This is a genomic window from Paralteromonas sediminis (genome assembly GCF_003820355.1).
GTDB lineage: Bacteria > Pseudomonadota > Gammaproteobacteria > Enterobacterales > Alteromonadaceae > Alteromonas_F > Alteromonas_F sediminis.
Map to the genome: position 1 here is coordinate 887,901 of NZ_RPOK01000001.1, position 18,398 is coordinate 906,298.

The following is an 18,398-nucleotide window of genomic DNA, read 5'->3' on the forward strand; positions in this document are numbered from 1 at the left end:
TTATTTGGCCACTAGCAATGCCCGTTGAGGCAGTAAACGAGACTTTATCAACGCTACCAACATAATAGTGAATGCGATTATCATAGAGGCCGTTTTTTCCAACAAGCCTTGTACCTCTGTGCCCATAATCAGCAGGCTAAAGGCAACCAGAGCAAAGAGCAAAAGGCGTCTGCTTGGGTAGGGAAGATACAAATTCTTTTGACTAATAAGTAGGTAGAGTACCAAGCGAATGAGCTGCGCTGTTATGAGTGCTGCAATGGCTCCCCAAATACCGAACCATGGGATCAACAGCCACATACCAACCAGCCCAAAAACACTGCCGCACAGATTGATCAGAAACTGAGCTTGCGTTGACTTTCCCGTGTAACAGCCAAGGTTAAGCAGTTCGGCAGAATCTTTGATGACTACCAAGATGACTAACCAAGGAACATACTGGCTAGCTGTCCAGTATCGCTGCGGGAGTAAAAACTCGATTAAAATAGGGGCTATTAGCCCAACCATCACAGCAATACACATAGAAAAAACACTGCCTAATGCAGCAAATTGTGCCGCCTTTTTTATCCCATTTTCATGGTTAAGTACCTGAAAGCGACGCGGGGACCACCACATCAAATAGGGTTGCAGCAGCAAGGCTGCGATCATGGCGAATTTCGCCGCCATGGCATAAGTCGCCATTTCTGCAGTACCCATATGCCCAGTCAATAGCCAACGATCTAAACCGCTGAGTACAAATCCCAATAAGCCACTACCAACCATAGGGTAGCTGTAGATTAATAGGCCTCTAGCTCGGTTTGAGAGAAAAACAATGCCCGACTGCTTTATCTGAATGACAAAGAGTACACATGCTTGTATCAATGCGGCGATGAGACCAGCTTCCATCACACCCGTTAGTCCCTTGTCTTGTTTGAGAAAGAGTACGGTCAGACTTGCTTGAAGCAGCGCACGCAACAGGCTAACGATGAAAAATGTTGCGGCCTTATCTGTCATTCTTAGCCAGCCCAAAGGGATAGCAATACAGCCTTCAATGGCGATAATGCCCACCATTATCTTAATATTGTATTGGCCTAGTTCACCAGGGATGATGGAATCTAAGGCATCAGAGAACAGCAAACCCACCAACAAGGTAACGGCACCCACCATGACGTTAATGCCAAATATTTCCGCCGCTACTTGTTGTGCTGAAGCTTTATCATTCATATCACCAGCAAAGCGAAACAAGGTGTTGAGCAAGCCAAAACCCACGATGATGGCACCAATGGCGCCAAAGCTGGTTAACAGCTCCATTCGACCATAGTCCTCTGTTGAAAGTGCGTGAGCGACAAATGGCAGCATAAACAAAGAAATGCTTTTCATAGTAACAATGCCCAGTGCGTAGAACGCGTTTTGCTGAATAGCCTTTGATAAGTGGATCACAACCTGGCCCCGCGGTTTGTACTTCTATTTACATGAAACAGAGCAATAGCTGTGCCATGCAGTTAGATGAAGGTAAATTCAATATAAAACAATGGGTTAATAATTTTATTTGGGTTTTGCAAATTGGGAATGCAGAGCGGAAATTCTCATTATGAAAAAACTAAAACGCGCGCCATTTTTAAAAAATATATAAAAATCAGTTGGTTAAGTTTTGGCACTTAAATTGCGATTGTGTCTTTATTATTGAGTTTAACCAGAGGTGTTATCCATGCAGCGTTTTCACTCGCATGAATCACGCAATGACTGTATTGCGGTAAGGATTTTACTGTCCAATTCCGGACGTGGCTTAAAGACCGACGCAGAATTATTACGCGGTATTTTAGAGGAGTACGGATGTCACGTGGAAGTATGTATCACGCCTGCCTGGAGTGAGAGAAAAACAGTGTGGAGTCACAAGTACGCCAGACTTAAATCGTTACTTCCGTCGCTATGCTCACGCTTTCTCGATAGCCTGCAGGTAAACATTTTAGGGTTAACCAAAAGTCGCACACAGCTGCAGATACACTTAGAGAGTATTGCCGTTGAATACCTAGCGTGCAGTAAAGTGAATTGGTTAATCCCTAACCAAGAGTGGATGAGAACCCAGCACCTGTGCTTTTTGCGATATATTACGTCAGTGTTGTGCAAGACGAAAGAAGCGCAGCTCGCCATTCAGCCCTACCATCAGGACGCTTCACTTGTCGGCTTTTCTAACCCTTTATTGAACAAATTACCTACTGTGGGTGAATGTAAAAACAGAATGCGTCAGTTTTTGCATGTCGCGGGTACTAATCGCAAGAAAGGCACCCGGTCTGTTGTAGCAGCGTGGCGCAAACATCCTGAGTGGCCAAGGCTCAACGTTGTCATAGACAACACATCGGCAATTGAACCTTTGCCTCACAATGTGAAGGTATGGCAACGTCCCGACGACGCTACATTAACTCATCTCAGACTGCAATGTGGCATTGTGGTAGCACCCTCTGAAGTAGAAGGCTATGGCCACATTTTTGTTGAGGCAATGGCATTTAATCAGCTTGTACTTGCGACTGACGCAGCGCCTATGAATGAAGTCGTACAGGCTCAAAGGGGGTACCTCATTCCATGGCAAAAAAAGCAAATCTGCCATCTGGGCATGCGCTACTTTGTCAGTATTAAGGCAATTGAAGACACAGTAACGGATGTTTTAAAAGCGCCCGTTGATATGCTGCTGCAAAAGGCGCGGAACGGCCGTTATTGGAGTATCAAAAACCACCATGCGTTTGTCAGTGAAATCACTGACAGAATAGACAAGCTCAGAGGGTATGAGCTCTTTGCCAGCGCACTAAACAAACCCTCATTTACCAAGCATTAGAGGTAGTCATTATGTCAATCTGCATGGCGTCAGAACCGCTTGTTACTGTGATTGTTCCCAACTTTAATTGCATGCCTTATCTACCGGCAGCCCTTGAAAGTGTGTGGGCACAGACATTTACCGATCTTGAGGTGATAGTCGTAGATGATGGTTCCACAGATGGTAGTCGTGAGTGGCTGACAGGGCAAGCGTGTTTGTTGAAAGATCTTGTTTTGCTCAAATCACATAGAACAGGACCGGCAGCCGCGAGGAATTTGGCCATTGCACATGCAAGAGGTCGTTATATTGCATTTCTGGATGCTGATGACACCTGGCTACCAAATAAACTTAACGCGCAGGTGACGTTTCATCAAGCAAACCCGGCAGTGAGTATGAGTTTTACCAATTATGAGCAAGTCAATGCACTGGGGAAACCACTTGGTGATGGTTTTTCTTGTTGGCAGTATTTTCTTAAACACAACGCCATTGGCGACTCTTTTTCGTTGTTAAACGATGCTTTTGTTGCCTTGTTTCGCGATAACCCAGTCGGCACCAGCACCGTAATGGCAACCAAGGAGAGTTTGCGCAAGGCCGAAGGATTTGATACTGCGCTTCCTTCCGCCGAAGACATTGACCTATGGTTGAAGTTAGCCCTTCAAGGCGAGGTAGCAGTGTCGAGTAACATAAATACGCATTATCTGGTTAGGCCAGGCTCTGAGTCTGCTCGGTTTGATGATCGCATGTTAGCACTCAACATGATTAATACGCGATATCTGTCACATGTAAAACAGACTGACCCCCGCGCTATTAATCATTTTAATGCGCGTTTGGCATCAGCCGTCGCGCAGTGGCACAGAAGCCAACGCCAATTCTTTTCGGCGTTCTTACGTCACTGTATGGCCTTTTTTCACATGCCTTCAAAACAGCATTTAAAAGCGCTTTTGGTTGATTTGTCCAACCTGATACCACGCTAACTTTCAGTTTAACTTTATGATAGGAAAATCTTAATGGCTAAAATTAGTATCTTGTCGTTCCCACGGTATTTCAATTTTGGGACCTTTTTGCAACTGTATGCCATGCAGCAGACAGTCAGCGCGTTAGGGCATGATGCCGAACTCATCGATTACGACCCCTATAATGATTCAGGAAAAAAGGGAGCGTCCCCACTAAAGACCTTTTTGTCTAGAGTAAAACAACGAGTACTGACGGCAGAGAGCGATAATTTCACGGTAGATAAGCAGTCGTTAAAAAAGCGCTTCCAGCATTTTCTTCATAACGAATTAAACTTGGGCCCTACCACGTATTTTTCTGCCCAAGAGTTGTGCCTATCACCGCCGAACGCAGATGCTGTTATTGTGGGTAGTGATCAAGTATGGAACCCCAATGGTCATTTCAAAGATCCTGCTTATTTTTTGACCTTTGTCGAGCCTCAAAAGCGCATCGCTTACGCGCCCAGTTTTGGTGTGTCTGACGTACCAGAGGAAACGAACAATTGGTTGTCTGAGCACTTAAATGGTATTCCTAACCTTTCAGTGCGAGAGCACGCCGGCGCCAGTATTATTCATCGGCTTACTGGAAAGCGTGTACCTGTGGTGCTGGACCCCGCTTACTTACTGCGCGCGGATACATGGAGATTGTTCGCAGGGCGAAAAAGGCCGGTCAAAGAGAAATACCTGTTTTGTTATTTCCTAGAATCAGACCCCTACATGCGTGACACCGCCCTGCGAATAGCCAAAGATAGGGGACTAAAAACCGTTATGATCCCCGTGCATAAAGCAGATGCAAAAAGGAATAAAGGGCAATTTACGCTGATCAAAGATGCGGGACCCAAAGAATTTGTGTCGCTTATTGAACATGCCGATTTTGTGTGCACGGATTCGTTTCATGGCACCTCTTTTTCATTGATCCTGCAACGACAGTTTCTAACCTTTAAACGCTACGATAATCAGCAGCAGGCGGCTAACCATTCTCGTATAGCGTCGGTCTTAGAGGCAACGGGTATGCAAAGTAGAATTGCCGATCTCAGTAACTGCAAATCAATTGGCCAGTCTGATATCTGTTTCGATAAAGCGTCCATAGCGCTTGATATGATGAGACAAGGTTCACTGGAGTATCTAACGACCTCTATAGATAACGCATTAAACAACAATCAGTAAGCTCACAGGTAGTTTGCGCCATTCGAATTATGCGCATGTCGAGGGTACTTTAGCAGCGGAATGCGGGTATACTCAGAGCCTGATGTTGGTAAAAGAAGGCTTTGCGTCATGCGGCGTGTTATCTCATTGTTGTGGTGTTTATTACTTGTAAGCTGCGTAAATACAAAGCAGATTGACTACGATACGTTAATACTCAACGGCATGATTTTAGACGGGGCTGGTACCAAGGCCTATCAATCGGATCTTGCCATAGTGGGTGACACTATCGTCGCCATAGGAGACCTTCAGAACAAGGCTGCGCAGACCATTGTTGACGCCAACGGGAAATATGTCACGCCTGGCTTTATCGATCTTCATTCTCATGCCGAAAGGGGAATATTGCGCAATCCGGATGTGCCAAACATCGTTCGTCAAGGCGTCACAACCATTCTTGGTGGAAACTGTGGCGGTAGCCCCACTCAGGTTGCCGACTATTTTTCTGCATTAGAAAAGGCGGGAAGTGCCATTAATGTTGGCTTGCTAATTGGTCACAACAGTGTACGTCGGGCTGTTATGCAGAGAGAAAACAGACCTGCCACTGACATTGAATTACACGAAATGAAAAAGCTGGTTAATGATGCTATGAAAGAAGGCGCATTTGGTTTTTCCACTGGGCTTCTTTACATCCCCGGGGTATATGCATCAACTCACGAAGTGATTGCATTGGCTTCACAAGCGGCCAATTACGGCGGAATTTATGCCACGCATATGAGAAGTGAAGGGGAGCATGTGATTGAGGCGCTGAATGAGGCCGTTAAAGTAGCAGAAGACGCGGTACTTCCTTTGCACGTATCGCATCATAAAACCGCTGGCCCTAATGCATGGGGCTTAAGTAAAAAGACGCTTGCCATTATTGACGAAAAACGCGCTAAGGGGCTTGATGTTTCACTCGACCAGTATCCTTACACGGCGTCTAATACGAACTTGGGTGTTTTATTACCTCCCTGGTCTTTGGAAGGGGGACGCCGAGCTTTTGCAGAGCGCGTTAAGGACATAGCAATACGCCAACAAATTAAGGATGAATCTGCCCAAATTATCTTTGAGCAGCGCGCAGGGGATGATTTGGACCGTATTCTAATCAGCCAGTTTGGCGCTAACCCAGAGTGGGAAGGTCAAACATTCAAAGATGTACTGGTGTCTAAAGGGGTTGAACCTTCTGCTAGCAATGCGGCAGATTTGGCCATTGATATTCAACTTGCAGGTGGTGGACGTGGCATCTATTTCACTATGACCGACGAAGACGTTGAGCGCATCATGCAGCACCCGATGACTTCCATCGCATCTGACGGCCGCGCGACTGAATGGCAAAAGGGAAACCCGCACCCAAGAAACTACGGTACCTATCCTAGAGTCGTCGCACATTATGTGAATGAAAAACGTGTGCTTCAACTTGAAGATGCGGTTAGAAAAATGACATCACTGCCCGCTGAGAGAATCAACTTACAGGACAGAGGACGCCTTAGCGTTGGCATGAAAGCAGATGTGCTGATATGGGAGCTGGAAAGACTGCAAGATATTTCGACCTTTGAAAACCCACATGCTTACTCAGAGGGTATAGACTATATGTGGGTAAACGGGCAGTCCGTTATTTTTGAAAATGAGTTAACGGGTAACCGGCCTGGACAAGGGTTGCGTCATGAGTCTCAGTAGCTGCTAATAATACTGGGGACGACTGCTGTGCTGGCATAGTGTGAGAGGATGGTTTGTTTCGCAGCCTTGCCCATGGCAGTGCGCTGCGTATCAGAATAATTTATCCAATCAGCAACATACTCCGTTAATTGCGCTAACTGGCCTTCATCAACCAGCCAGCCATTTTTTTTGTGTTTAATAAGTTTAGGGATAGCACCCACTTTTGACGCCACCAAAGGAATGTGTCTGCCCATGGCTTCAAGTGCTGCCATCGGTAAACCTTCATAACGAGAGGGAACGATAAGCAAACCAATTTGCGGCCAAATTGGGTTCATATCATCTTGCTGTCCATGAAAAATTACATTTGTGGGGGCATGTTGCTTCAACATTTCTGCCATAGGCCCGTCACCGTAAATATGAAACGCATGGGCACGAAAACAGCGTGCTAGTTCAATAAATCTGTCTGGCGCTTTTTCGTGGCTTAAGCGTCCAACAAAGGCGATTTGCTTACCTATACTGGGCACAAGATGCGTCGTGTCGATAAAGTTATTCAGTACTTGGTGACAGCCTGGCACTTTCGCGGCAATGCGTTGACTTACGGCAAAGCTTTTGTGTGCGAGCCAGGCAAGATGGCGATCACACCAATCATAAAGTGCGAGTCTTCCTGTTCCACTTTCACCCGCGTGGAATGTTGACACCACGCGCGTCCCACAGAGCCTGGCCGCAACTCGGCCCATGATGCCTGCTTTGTAGCCATGAGTATGGATAACCATGGGCCGATGAGATCTAATATGACTTAGCAGGTTTACAAACTGACCACTTAGGCAGGTAAACGGAATTTTGCATGCAGTCAGCTGGTCTTTGAGCGGGTGAGGGCCATGGTCGCGTAAAAATACCACACTCACCGCGTGTCCTTCAGTCTTGATGCCATTCGCTAGTTGCAGAACATGGGTCTCTATACCCCCCAAACCACGACTGTCTAAAAGTAACCAAATTTCGTTATTCATCGTTATGCTCCGCGTTAAACATCAAGCGTGAGCAATCGATTGTTGCTAATAACCTTTTGACAAAGGTTTCCTAGCCAGCCTGACCACTGCTTTAGTCTATTCACCTCGCGCAGCATTTCTGTTTTTAATGATGGACTGTATTGGTCATTGAGTATACAACCCTTTAATTGCGCGCCAGCTTCGTTGAGTTTGGCAATGCCTTCATTGACTTCGGCTTGGCTGGTTTGTCCAGATAACACCACTAAAAGAGCACCATCACACGACGCCGCGACTTGTTCAGCCGGGATATTATTTGCGTTGATACGATTCAGCGGTGACGTATCCACAATGATGAGGTCAAACTGTGTCTGCCATTGTTTTAATGCTTCTGTTAATGAGCCAGCACTGCGTAATTTCATTAAGGGCGTACGACCGGCCGATGGCGACACCCCGGTAAGCGCTATTTGCTTACCTTCAGGCATCATAAGTTGGGGAGCCGGAAAAAGGTGATCAACCTCTCCGTCATTTTGCACGTTAAGTAATGGCTGCAGGCTGGGTCTGTAAAGATTTAAATCGACCACAAGCGTGTTATAGCCAGCCAATAGATGTCGCTGCGCCAACGCTAACGCGAGAGATGACAAGCCTTCCTGAGAATTACACGCCGTCAGCGCTAAGGTGCGCAACTGTTGTGAAGTAATAAAGTTATAAATGCGTTGAATTTCAATACTGTGGATCGGATCGTACATTACAATACCCCTATAAGACTGGCGAGCGAAACGACCTGGAATAGGTCATTCAGACCTGTGCGAACTTTTTGCCACTGACTTTCACCTTTATTCGGCACGTATACCGTGTCACCTGCTCTCAATACGGGGAGGTCCTCAAACCTGGCAGTACGACTAAACTCAGGAAGGTCAAAGGTTCTTGCCTGATCGGCGCAGCACGACATATTTACAACGGTAATCTTCTCCAAATAAGCTGCGTCGCTGGTGCCTCCAGCCTGAGCAAGCAAATCGAGGATCGTCATGGTGTCGTCAAAGCGATAACGACCTGGTTTATTTACAGACCCAAGCACACGGATAGTCGACTCTTTGCTTTCATCCAGCCAGTGCCTTGATTTACTCGGGATGTAAATGGTGTCGCCTGGCATAACCTTGGGCAATAAATAGTCATCACCGGTCTCAAAATACATGGCCAGATTAACCTTACTGACACGCGCATACTTGTTGTTTCTGTGGCTAATACGAATATTGTGAATATCTGCGTTGCCAGTAGGGCCGTCTGCTGCGGAAAGGATGTCTAGAAAGTGCATGACTTCATTAAATTTGTAACGCCCTGGCGCGCCCACTTCGCCAAACACATAAATAGACGTTTCTGAAGACTGTCTGACCCATTGTGATTTGTTGTCTGTAGGATCATCTGGAAGACTGTGGATGCGTATGGTTGCACCGGCTTTTAACGTGGGTAGCGCTGTATCGGCAGCACCGCTTTTTATAAAGGCGTCCAGGTCAAATTTAGTTGCCAGCATGGTGCCCTCTGCGGTAGGCGTGACAATATCAATTGTGCTGGTATCGGCCCCTGCAGTTGGGCCTCCAACGTGAGCCAGCAAGTCTAGCAGGGACATCTCATCCGCCCATTCAACCCGACCTGGATTGGCCACTTCGCCCAACACGCGCACGGCTCTGCTTGGGGCCACTTTGAGCCAGGAGTCGTCATTTACATCGGCCTTTTCGGGCACAAAAATCGCGTCACCAGCACCAACCGGCGGTGGTCTGTTGGCGACGATGCCTTCTGTGTATCCGGTTAAGTCAACCTTGATTACACGTCCGTCGGGTTTGATCAATCGGATAGCACGGGTTTCCGCAAATCGAGTTGGTCCGCCTGCATTGGCAAGTATGTCTATAAATGTGGCCTCTTGCTTGCCATCATAGGCGCCAGGACGAGCAACTTCACCCATAATATAAACTGTGTTTCCGCCGCTTTTAATTTCTTCTTCCTGGCGAGGCACGAACACAGTGGCACCGGGCATAAGGTCTGGCACCAATGTTTTGTCGCCAGTATCGAGGTATTGCTTCAAGTTAAACAGCTTCGGCTCACCGTCGGTAATGATGCGCACTTGCTCAACACCGGCCCAGCGCGTTACACCGCCTGCGCGCATGAGCAAATCAATCAGCGTGCCTTTAGGGGAGTAGCTAAAGGTACCTGGGCTGTTTACTTCGCCAAACACTTTTATGGCTTGCTCATCGGCAGCGTCACCCGCATCTGCAATTTTTGCCGGGTCAAATTCAACCTCTACATTACCGATTTTGGGCGAAGCGGGTATAAAAATACTGTCAAGCGACACAAGGCCTGGCAGTAGGGCATTATCACCGCTGTCCAGGTAAGCCTTGTAATTGATGACAAACTCTTGGTCACCGCGCATCAGTTTGATTCGGTTTAATTGTGCACCATTCCTCAAGCCACCTGCAGCATGCAGTGCCATTTGCAGACTGCTCTCTGCCGGCAGAATGTATTCGCCGGGACTTTCTACATAGCCAAGTACATTAATAATTTTTCTGCGTTCCTGTACATAAACATTGAGATTAGCCAGATCTTTAAACGCGATGGACAGAGCCTCTTTCACAGCGAGGCTTGCTGCTTCTTCAGATTTTCCCAACACATACACAGGGCCAACTTCAGGCAAGACTATTTGGCCGTTTCGGTTTACGGAAAGCGGCTCTTTCAGCATGTCTTCACCCGGTAAATAGACTTTTATTAAATCACCTTGCTGAAGCGGCGTGGGGTCAGCCGAAACCGTCATTGTTGCAGCTAAGAATGCTATGGCAATCATGCGGAAAACGAATCTATTCATACTTACCTCCCTGATCCAAAAAACCGTTGGTATTTTCGATCAATTCAATGGTGACGCGTCTGTTAGTCAGGCGCACTTCCGGCGTAGTCCCTTCTGCAAAGGGTTGTGAGGCAGCCGCTGCCTCTTGCGTTATGCGACTTTCTTCAATACCAAAAATCATAAGGTATCGAGCAACTTTGTCTGCGCGGGCCTTTGCCAGCATTTCATTGGCTTCTGAGGAACCGACCTGGTCGGTATGGCCCGTAATGTGTAAGTGATATTGTGGCGATTGTGAGAGCAGTTTGGCCGCTTCAGCCAGTCTGCCGACGTACTTGGGGTTTAGCTCGGCTGAACCAAATGCAAATTGATTATCTGCATTGAGCAAGGTATCCAACTGACTGCCCAGCTCTCCCGGGGTGTCTTTCTTTTGCTCAGTGGGAATGGCACAAACTTCATGACTCAGTACGTAATCTAACTGACGCTCCAGTCTGTAAAGCAAACTGCGTTGAACTTGTATGTCGTTGGCCGCATCGTGAAACAAACCGCCTTTCAGCTCTCGAAAAGCTCTAGCTTCAATCTGCTTTGCCTGCACCACTGTAGCCGGGAAGCACAACTCGGCCCCTTCCAGAATGAGTACGTCCAAATGGCGCGACAACAATTCCAATTCAAATCTGAGTCCGTCTTCTGGAATGTGCGTTTTTTTGCGCCATTTGGGATCGATACTTTCCAGTCTGTGTTCGGCCATACCGCCTTTCCCTAGAGGTGGCCACGTCGCGCAGCCACTCAACAACAAGGTAAATAAAGACAGCAATGCCAACGACACCTTATTCATGACGCTAACCTGTGCGTCTCTTTATGCGTCCAGCTCACGTCCATCGCTTTGTCTATACGAAGCAATTCGATAAGCTCTCTAGGTTGCCCATTTACCGAATGTAACTTTAAGTCTCCGCCTGTTGCTTTGAGTCGCTTGAACATAAAGACAATAAGGCCAACACCTGACGAATCCAAAAATGTGACCCTGCTCATGTCGAGTTCGACAGTGGCCTGTGCACCATTTTGAATGATAGTTTCAATGGTGGGCTGCACTTTGGCGCAGCGGCTTGAATCCATTTCGCCGGACACTTTGACGGTCAGGTACCCGTCATTTTTTTGTTGATGAACGATATGCATGATCATTTCCTCTTTTGCGTTTGTGTGTTGCTACACCAACAGCTACAGCAAAAGTAGGGCCAGTTTAAAATAAGCTATTAAATACAATGGCTTATTGTTTTTCTGTTGCACGTTGATTGACGTTATTTTCAATTTTGCAAAGCATTTTGAAAAAGGTCGTATACTTTTTCCTACAATGGTCAGGTGCTGTTGATCAACCCTATGATAAATAATGTTTATTTCTGATTGGTTTGATTTTTGCTGGATGAGTAGACACACCTTTGAGCTTGGCGGAAGTAAACGTGGATAGGCATACTCAACCGATAAAAACGATATCGACTCCCCCCATAAATGTGTTGTTGGTTGACGACGAACAACAAATATTGCGAGCCCTCACGCGCTTGATCAGGCCTTTGGAGTTTCAGGTTTTTACAGCTTCTTGTGTATCGTCAGCAAGAAAAATCCTGCACCATGAGCCCATTGACATAGTGATTACCGATTTAAAAATGCCGTTTGAAACGGGTGATATTCTGCTGGCTGAAATTGTCACTCAGCGGCCCTGCCCAGTTCGAATTTTGCTCACTGGCTTTGCCGATTTGGTCTTTGTTAAATCATTGCTTAACCGAGGTGAAATAGACTTTTACCTGGAAAAACCTTGGGATAAAAATGAGCTGGTTGCGCTTTTAAAGAAAGCTAAAGATAAGGTTATTACCAGACATGCTAAGCACAACAAGATTCACAAAATCAATTACCTTACTCACAAATTGCGCGTTAAAAATGCGTCCTTTGTGGCCGCGTTGACGGCGAGCATTAAGCAGCAAAAAGAGGCGGCTTGTGAGAAAAAGGTAGCTGTTGACGATGCTATAGCAAGCTTGCTAAATATTGTTGAGGTTAGCCCGCAGATTGATGAGTGTTTTGCCCATGATGTGAGCCTGCTGGCGGTGCAACTTGCAAAGATGCTGGGCTTTACATCAAAGCAGACTATTAACTTGATGCTAGCGGCCAAGCTTTGCGAAATTGGTTTATTAGGGGCAAGTATAGATGTGGCTACCCAACCTATTCAGTATTTACATGCTGATCAGCGTGCAGAATACCTCAATCAGGTTAACTATGCTCAACGAGTATTAAAGCCGATACCTGCTTTACATTGTGTGAGTGACATCATTGTTCAACAATTTCTTCAACCACTCGATGCCATTCACGCTGGTATAGACATACTCGAAGAAGCATTGGTTTTGTCGGTATGTCGAGATATCTGTTTGCTTAAATACGGTAGGTTAACCGGAGAAGAAGAAAACGAAAGCACCATCAGGCGTTATATTAACAAACACGCTTCTGATAAATATTCAGCGGATATAGCCAGAGCGGCCAGTGATTTAGTCAATCAATACGATACTTTTTTATATCTAGGCAAGAAGCCGGTTAGGAGCCTACGTGCTGGCATGGTGGTAAAATCAGATTTAAGATTGAAAAAAGGACAATTACTGTTTCCTAAAGGACATAAACTTACTCAAAGAAATATCCAGCGCCTTTTAGTGGTTGAACAAAATATAGATTATCCACTGCTTGTGCCGGTCACGACGTCGTTAGACTTACAGGAGACTCAGCCAGCTTAAAAAGTATTGAAAACTAGCCATTTTAGTTCAAACCTCCATATAATGAAGTCAAGCATGGGGTGAACAAAGGCCTGTTTGATGAGTAACGCCAGCATTTTGTTAGTGGATGATGAAACGGATATTTTAGCCGCGCTCAGGCGGGTGCTGAGGAAGCAAAACTTTGATGTGTATACAGCGCCATGTGCTGCTGACGCCTTGGCGTTACTGCAAACCCAACCTGTTGACATCATTATGTCAGATCTCAATATGCCAGGAATGGATGGTATTGCGCTGTTAGCCCAAGTTGCGGAGAAATACCCCGACACCATTCGCGTCATGCTTACCGCTTATAATGATGTCGACTTGATCTTAAAATCAATCAACGAAGGTCGAGTATGGGGTTACCTGCAAAAACCTTGGGACAACAACGAACTCGTCATTTTGCTGAAGCAGGCATTAAGGGCAAGACATGACGCCGTAGAGAAGGCGATTTTAAAACGCACCTTGATGCGTTATCAGAGCAGTCGGAAAACCCGCTTCGAGGGTTTTATAGGTGATTCTGTGGTAATGCAATTTGTTTATTCAGCAATTGAAAAAGCTGCGCCCAGTAACGCATCTGTCTTTATCACCGGGCCAAGTGGATCAGGCAAAGAAGTGGCGGCTCACGCGATTCATCAGTTGAGCAAACGCAAAGACAACCCGTTTATCATTGTAAACTGTGCCGCTATTCCTAATGAATTAATGGAATCGGAGATTTTTGGTCATGTTAAAGGCGCATTCTCTGGCGCCACCAGTGACAGAAAAGGCATGGCGACGCTCGCTGATGGTGGTACGCTATTTTTGGACGAGTTGGGCGAAATGGATATTCTACTGCAGGCAAAACTGCTTAGGTTTATTCAGACGGGCGAGTTTACCAGCGTCGGGTCTGGCAAGATGCAACAAGTCAATGTGCGTTTTATTGCGGCAACAAACAGAGATCCTATGGTCGCGATCAGTGAGCAACGACTTCGTGAAGATTTGTTTTATCGACTGAATGTGATCGGCATTGATATGCCTGCACTCAAATTCAGGGAAGACGATGTTATCCAATTGGCTAATAGCTTTCTTAAGGTATTTAGCCAAGAAGAAGAGAAGGCCGTTGTCGGCTTTTCCGATGCAGCTCAGCGGCTGCTGCTAAATTATGATTGGCCGGGTAATATTCGCCAGCTGAGAAATGCTATTCACAGCAGTGTGATCATGTCTGAAAGCAAGATTATTGAAGATACTATTCTTAAGCAGCAATTGAAGATCGATCAGCATCAACCCGCAATGTCGCAAAGCAAAGCTAGTGCAACCAATGGCAAAGAACCTGAAGTTCAAGCGCCGCTTCAGCATGATAGCAATCAGGAGCAAGGGCCCATTTTGCCACTGGCTGTAATTGAGCGTCAGGCGATTGAAAGGGCCATAGCGGCATGCGAAGAAAATGTAGTACAAGCAGCCAGTGCACTTGGTGTGAGCCCATCAACCCTATATAGAAAGATTCAAAACTGGCAGGAATAGGAATGGTGTGGCCAAATTGGCAAGGTATTTGATTGTTAAAAGCCTATCTGAATATAAGGACAATTTATTGGCACTCATGAAATTACCGACAAAAAGTCTCATCGCAAAAATTGAATCGCTCTCCACACAAATGACGCCCAAACAGCTCAGAGAGTTTCTTGATGTACTTGACTGTATGTCAAGCATGATTGAAGAGGCTAAGGCGATGCCAGCCACACCAGCAACGAACCAACAAGGGAGCATAAAGCGTCTGCATTAAACACAATATTGATATTTATCAATAGACATTACTTAAAATTGGTCGACAATAGTGCCTAGTTAGAGCAACCAGCAACAGGCGTGAAATGAGCGGTATATTAAGTAATTGGGACGATATCTTATTGTTGAACGAGCAGCTGTCGGAAGACGAGCGAATGATAAAAAACGTGGCGCATGATTTTTGTCAACACGTTTTACAGCCCGGCATTTTGATGGCGAATCGCAATGAACATTTTGACCCAAACATCATGCGACAGTTTGGTGAAGTTGGCCTGCTTGGGGCGACAATCAAGGGTTATGGTTGCCCTGGCGTGAATTATGTCAGTTACGGCCTTGTTGCGCGCGAAGTGGAACGTGTGGATTCAGGTTACCGCAGTGCAATGAGCGTGCAATCTTCACTGGTCATGCACCCGATTGCGACGTTTGGTTCAGTGGCCCAAAAGGAAAAGTACCTGCCTAAACTCGCCACAGGCGAATATATAGGCTGTTTTGGACTGACTGAACCTGATGCCGGCTCAGACCCCGCCAGTATGCGTACTTCTGCCAAGAAGGTTGCAGGTGGTTACCGCCTAACGGGTTCAAAGATGTGGATCACCAATTCACCCATTGCTGATGTGTTTGTTGTTTGGGCAAAGAATGAAGCCGAAGGCAATAAGATTTGTGGTTTTGTACTTGAAAAGGGCATGCAAGGATTAAGCGCGCCTAAGATTGAGGGCAAGCTTTCACTTAAAGCGTCCATCACGGGTGAAATTGTGATGGACAATGTGTTTGTTCCCGAAGAAAACATGTTCCCTGAGGTACGAGGTTTAAAAGGCCCCTTTAGCTGTCTAAATGTGGCCAGATACGGTATTTCCTGGGGGGCGATGGGCGCCGCCGAGTTTTGTTGGCATGCGGCCAGACAATATGGTTTAGACCGACATCAGTTTGCGCGACCACTGGCGCAAACGCAGCTTTTTCAGACTAAGCTTGCCAATATGCAAACTGAGATAGCGCTCGGCTTACAGGCATCGCTGCGCGTGGGTCAGATTATTGACTCCGGAGAGTGGGACCCCACGATGATCTCTTTGGTTAAGCGCAATAACTGTGGAAAGGCCTTAGATATAGCCCGTCAGTCACGGGACATGCATGGCGGCAATGGCATCGCCGACGAATTCCATATTATGCGCCACATGATCAATTTGGAGACAGTGAATACCTACGAGGGTACCTTTGATGTTCATGGCCTCATTTTAGGACGGGCTCAAACCGGCCTTCAGGCATTTTTCTGATATATTACCCGTCGCTCTGAAAACTGCCAGTAAGCAATAAATAAACAGACTGCCAGCAAAAAAGGTACGTTCACCCACAACAGCGTCTGCCAGCCGGCGCTGTTGATCACCCAGCCGGCTGACAAAGAGGCAATGCCCTGCGACGTGTAAATAGCAAAATCGTTGACACCCTGTACCCTGAACTTTTCTGACTCGTTATAGCTTTTGGGCAAAATGCTGGTGGCTGTGATAAACATAAAGTTCCAACCAATGCCCAGTAATACCAATGCGCCCCAATAATGTATATAGGCCTGATCCACTAAGCCTATACCTATGCAGACGGTATAAGTGAAAATGCCTGCCAATAGCAGCTTTACAGCGCCATACCGGCGGATCAGTAGGCCGGTAAACAGCGAAGGCAAGTACATGGCAATAACGTGCGACTGAATAACCCACTTGGTGTCCTGCACACTGAAGGCGTGGTGGACATGCATACTGATGGGCGTAGCCGTCATAATAAAGCTCATAACAGCGAACCCCACTGCCGCAGCACTCAATGACGCCATAAAGAGAGGTTGCTTTATGATTTGCAACAAGGGCCGAACGGGTAATTCAACCTGCTTTTGATGGTGAGAAAATGGACGAAACTTAAGCAAGGGAAGCAGGGCCACCACATAACAAACCGACAACAGTAAAAAAGCCCCAGCGTATTCCGCTGCTAGCAATTCTTTTCCCCAAAAGCCTATTTCAGGGCCAATAAATGCCGCACCTAAACCTGCCATGAGCAAAGTGGAAACAGCTTGCCCGGCCTTGTCTTCACTCACCGATTCCATGGCCGCAAACCTGAATTGACCACTGGCAACCAAAGGGATGCCGTACAACAAAATACCCACACAAAAAAGCCAAAAGCTATCTAGGTAAATTGTCACCATCACGAACAGGCTGTTTAGGGCACCAAAGCTGATCGCCAGAATAAAGCCTTTTTGTCGCCCAATTTTCTCGAATACGCGCACGACCGGTAGCGCAAAAGTCGCGACGCCGCCAATCATGAAAGCGACAGGAAAAGTGGCAAAAGCCGGGTTAGGAGACAACGCCATGCCGACAAAGCTACCCACAAATACGACCATCGAGCCGGTAGCGGCAATAAAAACCTGGGCCAAAGTGAGCAGCCAGACATTGGCATGTAATTGTTTAAACATAGTGGTAATGGGTATGTGACAAAAAAGTAACTGCTGCAATAAAACAGGATTTCCGTGTCGTTGTCAGTAAAAACCTAAACAGAGTCAAAATAGGCGAGGGACTTGATTAAGAGTATTTGTGACAGAAAACATCGACAAATCGCTGTGCAGAGTGCTTATCCATATTAAAGTACAGAGAAGGCTCAATCAGTTCGACTTCCATGACACACCACTCATTGCCCGAGGTTATCAAGTCAACGCGGGCGTACAGTGTTTTTGCTGGGAGCGCAGCAAGTGTTTTCTCTGCAACACGCTGCATCTCTTCAGTCGGTATGATCGCTGTGAGCTGTCCGCCATGTTCTTCCTGTACTCTGAAATCATCTGCTTTTGGCGTTTTCAAAATGGCATGGCTGTAGGTATCACCGAAGTAAAACAAGGATATTTCACCGGGTGAAAGCACAGCCGGTAAAAAGGGTTGTAACATCAGTGCTCTGTCGTGAAAAACATCAGCCAGTAAAGTCTCATAGGACTCTGCTTGCTGAGCTGTGATCCTAAACGTATCGTCAGCATTGGCACTGATGGTGGGTTTGGCAATCAGCGTATCGCAATTAAAGTGTGCAAAGGCTTCTTTCAAGCAGCCCGTTTCATAGGCGGGTTTCCATAATGTAGGCACAATCGGCACGCCATCACTGGCTAAGTCTTTAAGATAGTTTTTATCAATATTCCACAACATTAAAGAGAGCGGGTTCTCCAGCGCGGCTGACGAGGCCTCAATTTTCTCTAGGCACCGAACAAAGCGGTCGCAGTCCTGCTGATAATCCCAGGTACTCCTTACAATGACTACGTCAAAAGCGTCCCAGTTCACCTGCTCATCCCGCCATGATACGTGATGGGTTTGCCAGCCTTTCTTTAAAAATGGACTGTCTAGCATAGTGTCATAGGCAAAAAAGTCTTCTAGGCTGTCCATGGTTAAAATGGCGACGTGACGCATGGTATCTCCGCAATTATCT

The 18,398-nt window shown here is 46.5% G+C and carries 16 protein-coding genes; 8 read left to right on the top strand and 8 right to left on the bottom strand.

Going from position 1 to position 18,398, the window contains the following annotated elements; genetic code table 11:
• Nucleotides 1–1,413, bottom strand: coding sequence for a lipopolysaccharide biosynthesis protein (locus DRW07_RS04035; RefSeq protein WP_124026581.1), 1,413 nt, complete (start codon nucleotides 1,411–1,413; stop codon nucleotides 1–3).
• Between the two features lie 268 nt (nucleotides 1,414–1,681).
• Here DRW07_RS04035 and DRW07_RS04040 point away from each other — a divergent pair, with 268 nt between their 5' ends.
• The 4 genes from DRW07_RS04040 to DRW07_RS04055 all read left to right on the top strand — a co-directional run bounded on the left by DRW07_RS04040 (nucleotide 1,682) and on the right by DRW07_RS04055 (nucleotide 6,627).
• Nucleotides 1,682–2,803, top strand: a complete 1,122-nt coding sequence (locus tag DRW07_RS04040; protein ID WP_124026582.1) for a glycosyltransferase — start codon at nucleotides 1,682–1,684, stop codon at nucleotides 2,801–2,803.
• An 11-nt stretch (nucleotides 2,804–2,814) separates the two neighbouring features.
• Nucleotides 2,815–3,756, top strand: coding sequence for a glycosyltransferase family 2 protein (locus tag DRW07_RS04045; protein ID WP_124026583.1), 942 nt, complete (start codon nucleotides 2,815–2,817; stop codon nucleotides 3,754–3,756).
• A 33-nt stretch (nucleotides 3,757–3,789) separates the two neighbouring features.
• The gene (locus DRW07_RS04050) at nucleotides 3,790–4,938 is read left to right on the top strand and encodes a polysaccharide pyruvyl transferase family protein (RefSeq protein ID WP_124026584.1); all 1,149 of its coding nucleotides are present in this window, start codon (nucleotides 3,790–3,792) and stop codon (nucleotides 4,936–4,938) included.
• A gap of 108 nt (nucleotides 4,939–5,046) precedes the next feature.
• A complete protein-coding gene (locus DRW07_RS04055) occupies nucleotides 5,047–6,627 on the top strand; it encodes an N-acyl-D-amino-acid deacylase family protein (protein WP_165870390.1) in 1,581 nt (526 codons plus the stop codon).
• Here DRW07_RS04055 and DRW07_RS04060 read toward each other — a convergent pair.
• From DRW07_RS04060 to DRW07_RS04080, 5 genes are read right to left on the bottom strand one after another with little or no spacing between them, the layout of a single operon-like run.
• Nucleotides 6,621–7,613, bottom strand: a complete 993-nt coding sequence (locus tag DRW07_RS04060; protein WP_124026586.1) for a glycosyltransferase family 4 protein — start codon at nucleotides 7,611–7,613, stop codon at nucleotides 6,621–6,623. The two genes, DRW07_RS04055 and DRW07_RS04060, sit on opposite strands and share 7 nt — an antisense overlap.
• A 14-nt stretch (nucleotides 7,614–7,627) precedes the next feature.
• Entirely contained in the window at nucleotides 7,628–8,338 is a 711-nt protein-coding gene (locus DRW07_RS04065; protein WP_124026587.1) for a P-loop NTPase family protein, read from the bottom strand.
• The gene (locus DRW07_RS04070) at nucleotides 8,338–10,443 is read right to left on the bottom strand and encodes an SLBB domain-containing protein (protein ID WP_124026588.1); all 2,106 of its coding nucleotides are present in this window, start codon (nucleotides 10,441–10,443) and stop codon (nucleotides 8,338–8,340) included. The genes DRW07_RS04065 and DRW07_RS04070 overlap by 1 nt, the downstream gene beginning before the upstream one ends.
• Entirely contained in the window at nucleotides 10,436–11,254 is an 819-nt protein-coding gene (locus DRW07_RS04075) for an OmpA family protein (protein ID WP_124026589.1), read from the bottom strand. Before DRW07_RS04075 ends, DRW07_RS04070 begins: the two co-directional genes overlap by 8 nt.
• Nucleotides 11,251–11,592: an STAS domain-containing protein gene (locus DRW07_RS04080; RefSeq protein ID WP_165870391.1), complete on the bottom strand. Its 342-nt coding sequence runs from the start codon at nucleotides 11,590–11,592 to the stop codon at nucleotides 11,251–11,253. The genes DRW07_RS04075 and DRW07_RS04080 overlap by 4 nt, the downstream gene beginning before the upstream one ends.
• A 281-nt stretch (nucleotides 11,593–11,873) precedes the next feature.
• On the opposite strand from DRW07_RS04080, the gene DRW07_RS04085 reads away from it, so the two are divergent.
• From DRW07_RS04085 to DRW07_RS04100, 4 genes are all read left to right on the top strand, one after another.
• Nucleotides 11,874–13,187, top strand: a complete 1,314-nt coding sequence (locus tag DRW07_RS04085) for a response regulator (protein ID WP_165870392.1) — start codon at nucleotides 11,874–11,876, stop codon at nucleotides 13,185–13,187.
• 78 nt (nucleotides 13,188–13,265) lie between these two features.
• A complete protein-coding gene (locus tag DRW07_RS04090) occupies nucleotides 13,266–14,705 on the top strand; it encodes a sigma-54-dependent transcriptional regulator (RefSeq protein ID WP_124026592.1) in 1,440 nt (479 codons plus the stop codon).
• A gap of 7 nt (nucleotides 14,706–14,712) precedes the next feature.
• Nucleotides 14,713–14,964, top strand: a complete 252-nt coding sequence (locus DRW07_RS04095; RefSeq protein WP_124026593.1) for a hypothetical protein — start codon at nucleotides 14,713–14,715, stop codon at nucleotides 14,962–14,964.
• 85 nt (nucleotides 14,965–15,049) lie between these two features.
• The gene (locus tag DRW07_RS04100; RefSeq protein ID WP_124026594.1) at nucleotides 15,050–16,231 is read left to right on the top strand and encodes an acyl-CoA dehydrogenase; all 1,182 of its coding nucleotides are present in this window, start codon (nucleotides 15,050–15,052) and stop codon (nucleotides 16,229–16,231) included.
• On the opposite strand, the gene DRW07_RS04105 is transcribed toward DRW07_RS04100, so the two are convergent.
• Both DRW07_RS04105 and DRW07_RS04110 read right to left on the bottom strand, forming a co-directional pair.
• Nucleotides 16,216–17,448, bottom strand: a complete 1,233-nt coding sequence (locus tag DRW07_RS04105) for an MFS transporter (RefSeq protein WP_124026595.1) — start codon at nucleotides 17,446–17,448, stop codon at nucleotides 16,216–16,218. The genes DRW07_RS04100 and DRW07_RS04105 overlap by 16 nt on opposite strands.
• A gap of 67 nt (nucleotides 17,449–17,515) precedes the next feature.
• Nucleotides 17,516–18,379, bottom strand: coding sequence for an ATP-grasp domain-containing protein (locus tag DRW07_RS04110; protein WP_124026596.1), 864 nt, complete (start codon nucleotides 18,377–18,379; stop codon nucleotides 17,516–17,518).
• Between the last annotated feature and the right edge of the window lie 19 nt (nucleotides 18,380–18,398).

Excerpts from the sequence above, each read along its gene's own strand:
- DRW07_RS04040 (WP_124026582.1), top strand. The coding sequence starts at position 1,682 with ATGCAGCGTTTTCACTCGCATGAATCACGCAATGACTGTATTGCGGTA.
- DRW07_RS04045 (WP_124026583.1), top strand. The coding sequence starts at position 2,815 with ATGTCAATCTGCATGGCGTCAGAACCGCTTGTTACTGTGATTGTTCCC.
- DRW07_RS04050 (WP_124026584.1), top strand. The coding sequence starts at position 3,790 with ATGGCTAAAATTAGTATCTTGTCGTTCCCACGGTATTTCAATTTTGGG.
- DRW07_RS04055 (WP_165870390.1), top strand. The coding sequence starts at position 5,047 with ATGCGGCGTGTTATCTCATTGTTGTGGTGTTTATTACTTGTAAGCTGC.
- DRW07_RS04060 (WP_124026586.1), bottom strand. The coding sequence starts at position 7,613 with ATGAATAACGAAATTTGGTTACTTTTAGACAGTCGTGGTTTGGGGGGT.
- DRW07_RS04065 (WP_124026587.1), bottom strand. The coding sequence starts at position 8,338 with ATGTACGATCCGATCCACAGTATTGAAATTCAACGCATTTATAACTTT.
- DRW07_RS04070 (WP_124026588.1), bottom strand. The coding sequence starts at position 10,443 with ATGAATAGATTCGTTTTCCGCATGATTGCCATAGCATTCTTAGCTGCA.
- DRW07_RS04075 (WP_124026589.1), bottom strand. The coding sequence starts at position 11,254 with ATGAATAAGGTGTCGTTGGCATTGCTGTCTTTATTTACCTTGTTGTTG.
- DRW07_RS04080 (WP_165870391.1), bottom strand. The coding sequence starts at position 11,592 with ATGCATATCGTTCATCAACAAAAAAATGACGGGTACCTGACCGTCAAA.
- DRW07_RS04090 (WP_124026592.1), top strand. The coding sequence starts at position 13,266 with ATGAGTAACGCCAGCATTTTGTTAGTGGATGATGAAACGGATATTTTA.
- DRW07_RS04100 (WP_124026594.1), top strand. The coding sequence starts at position 15,050 with ATGAGCGGTATATTAAGTAATTGGGACGATATCTTATTGTTGAACGAG.
- DRW07_RS04110 (WP_124026596.1), bottom strand. The coding sequence starts at position 18,379 with ATGCGTCACGTCGCCATTTTAACCATGGACAGCCTAGAAGACTTTTTT.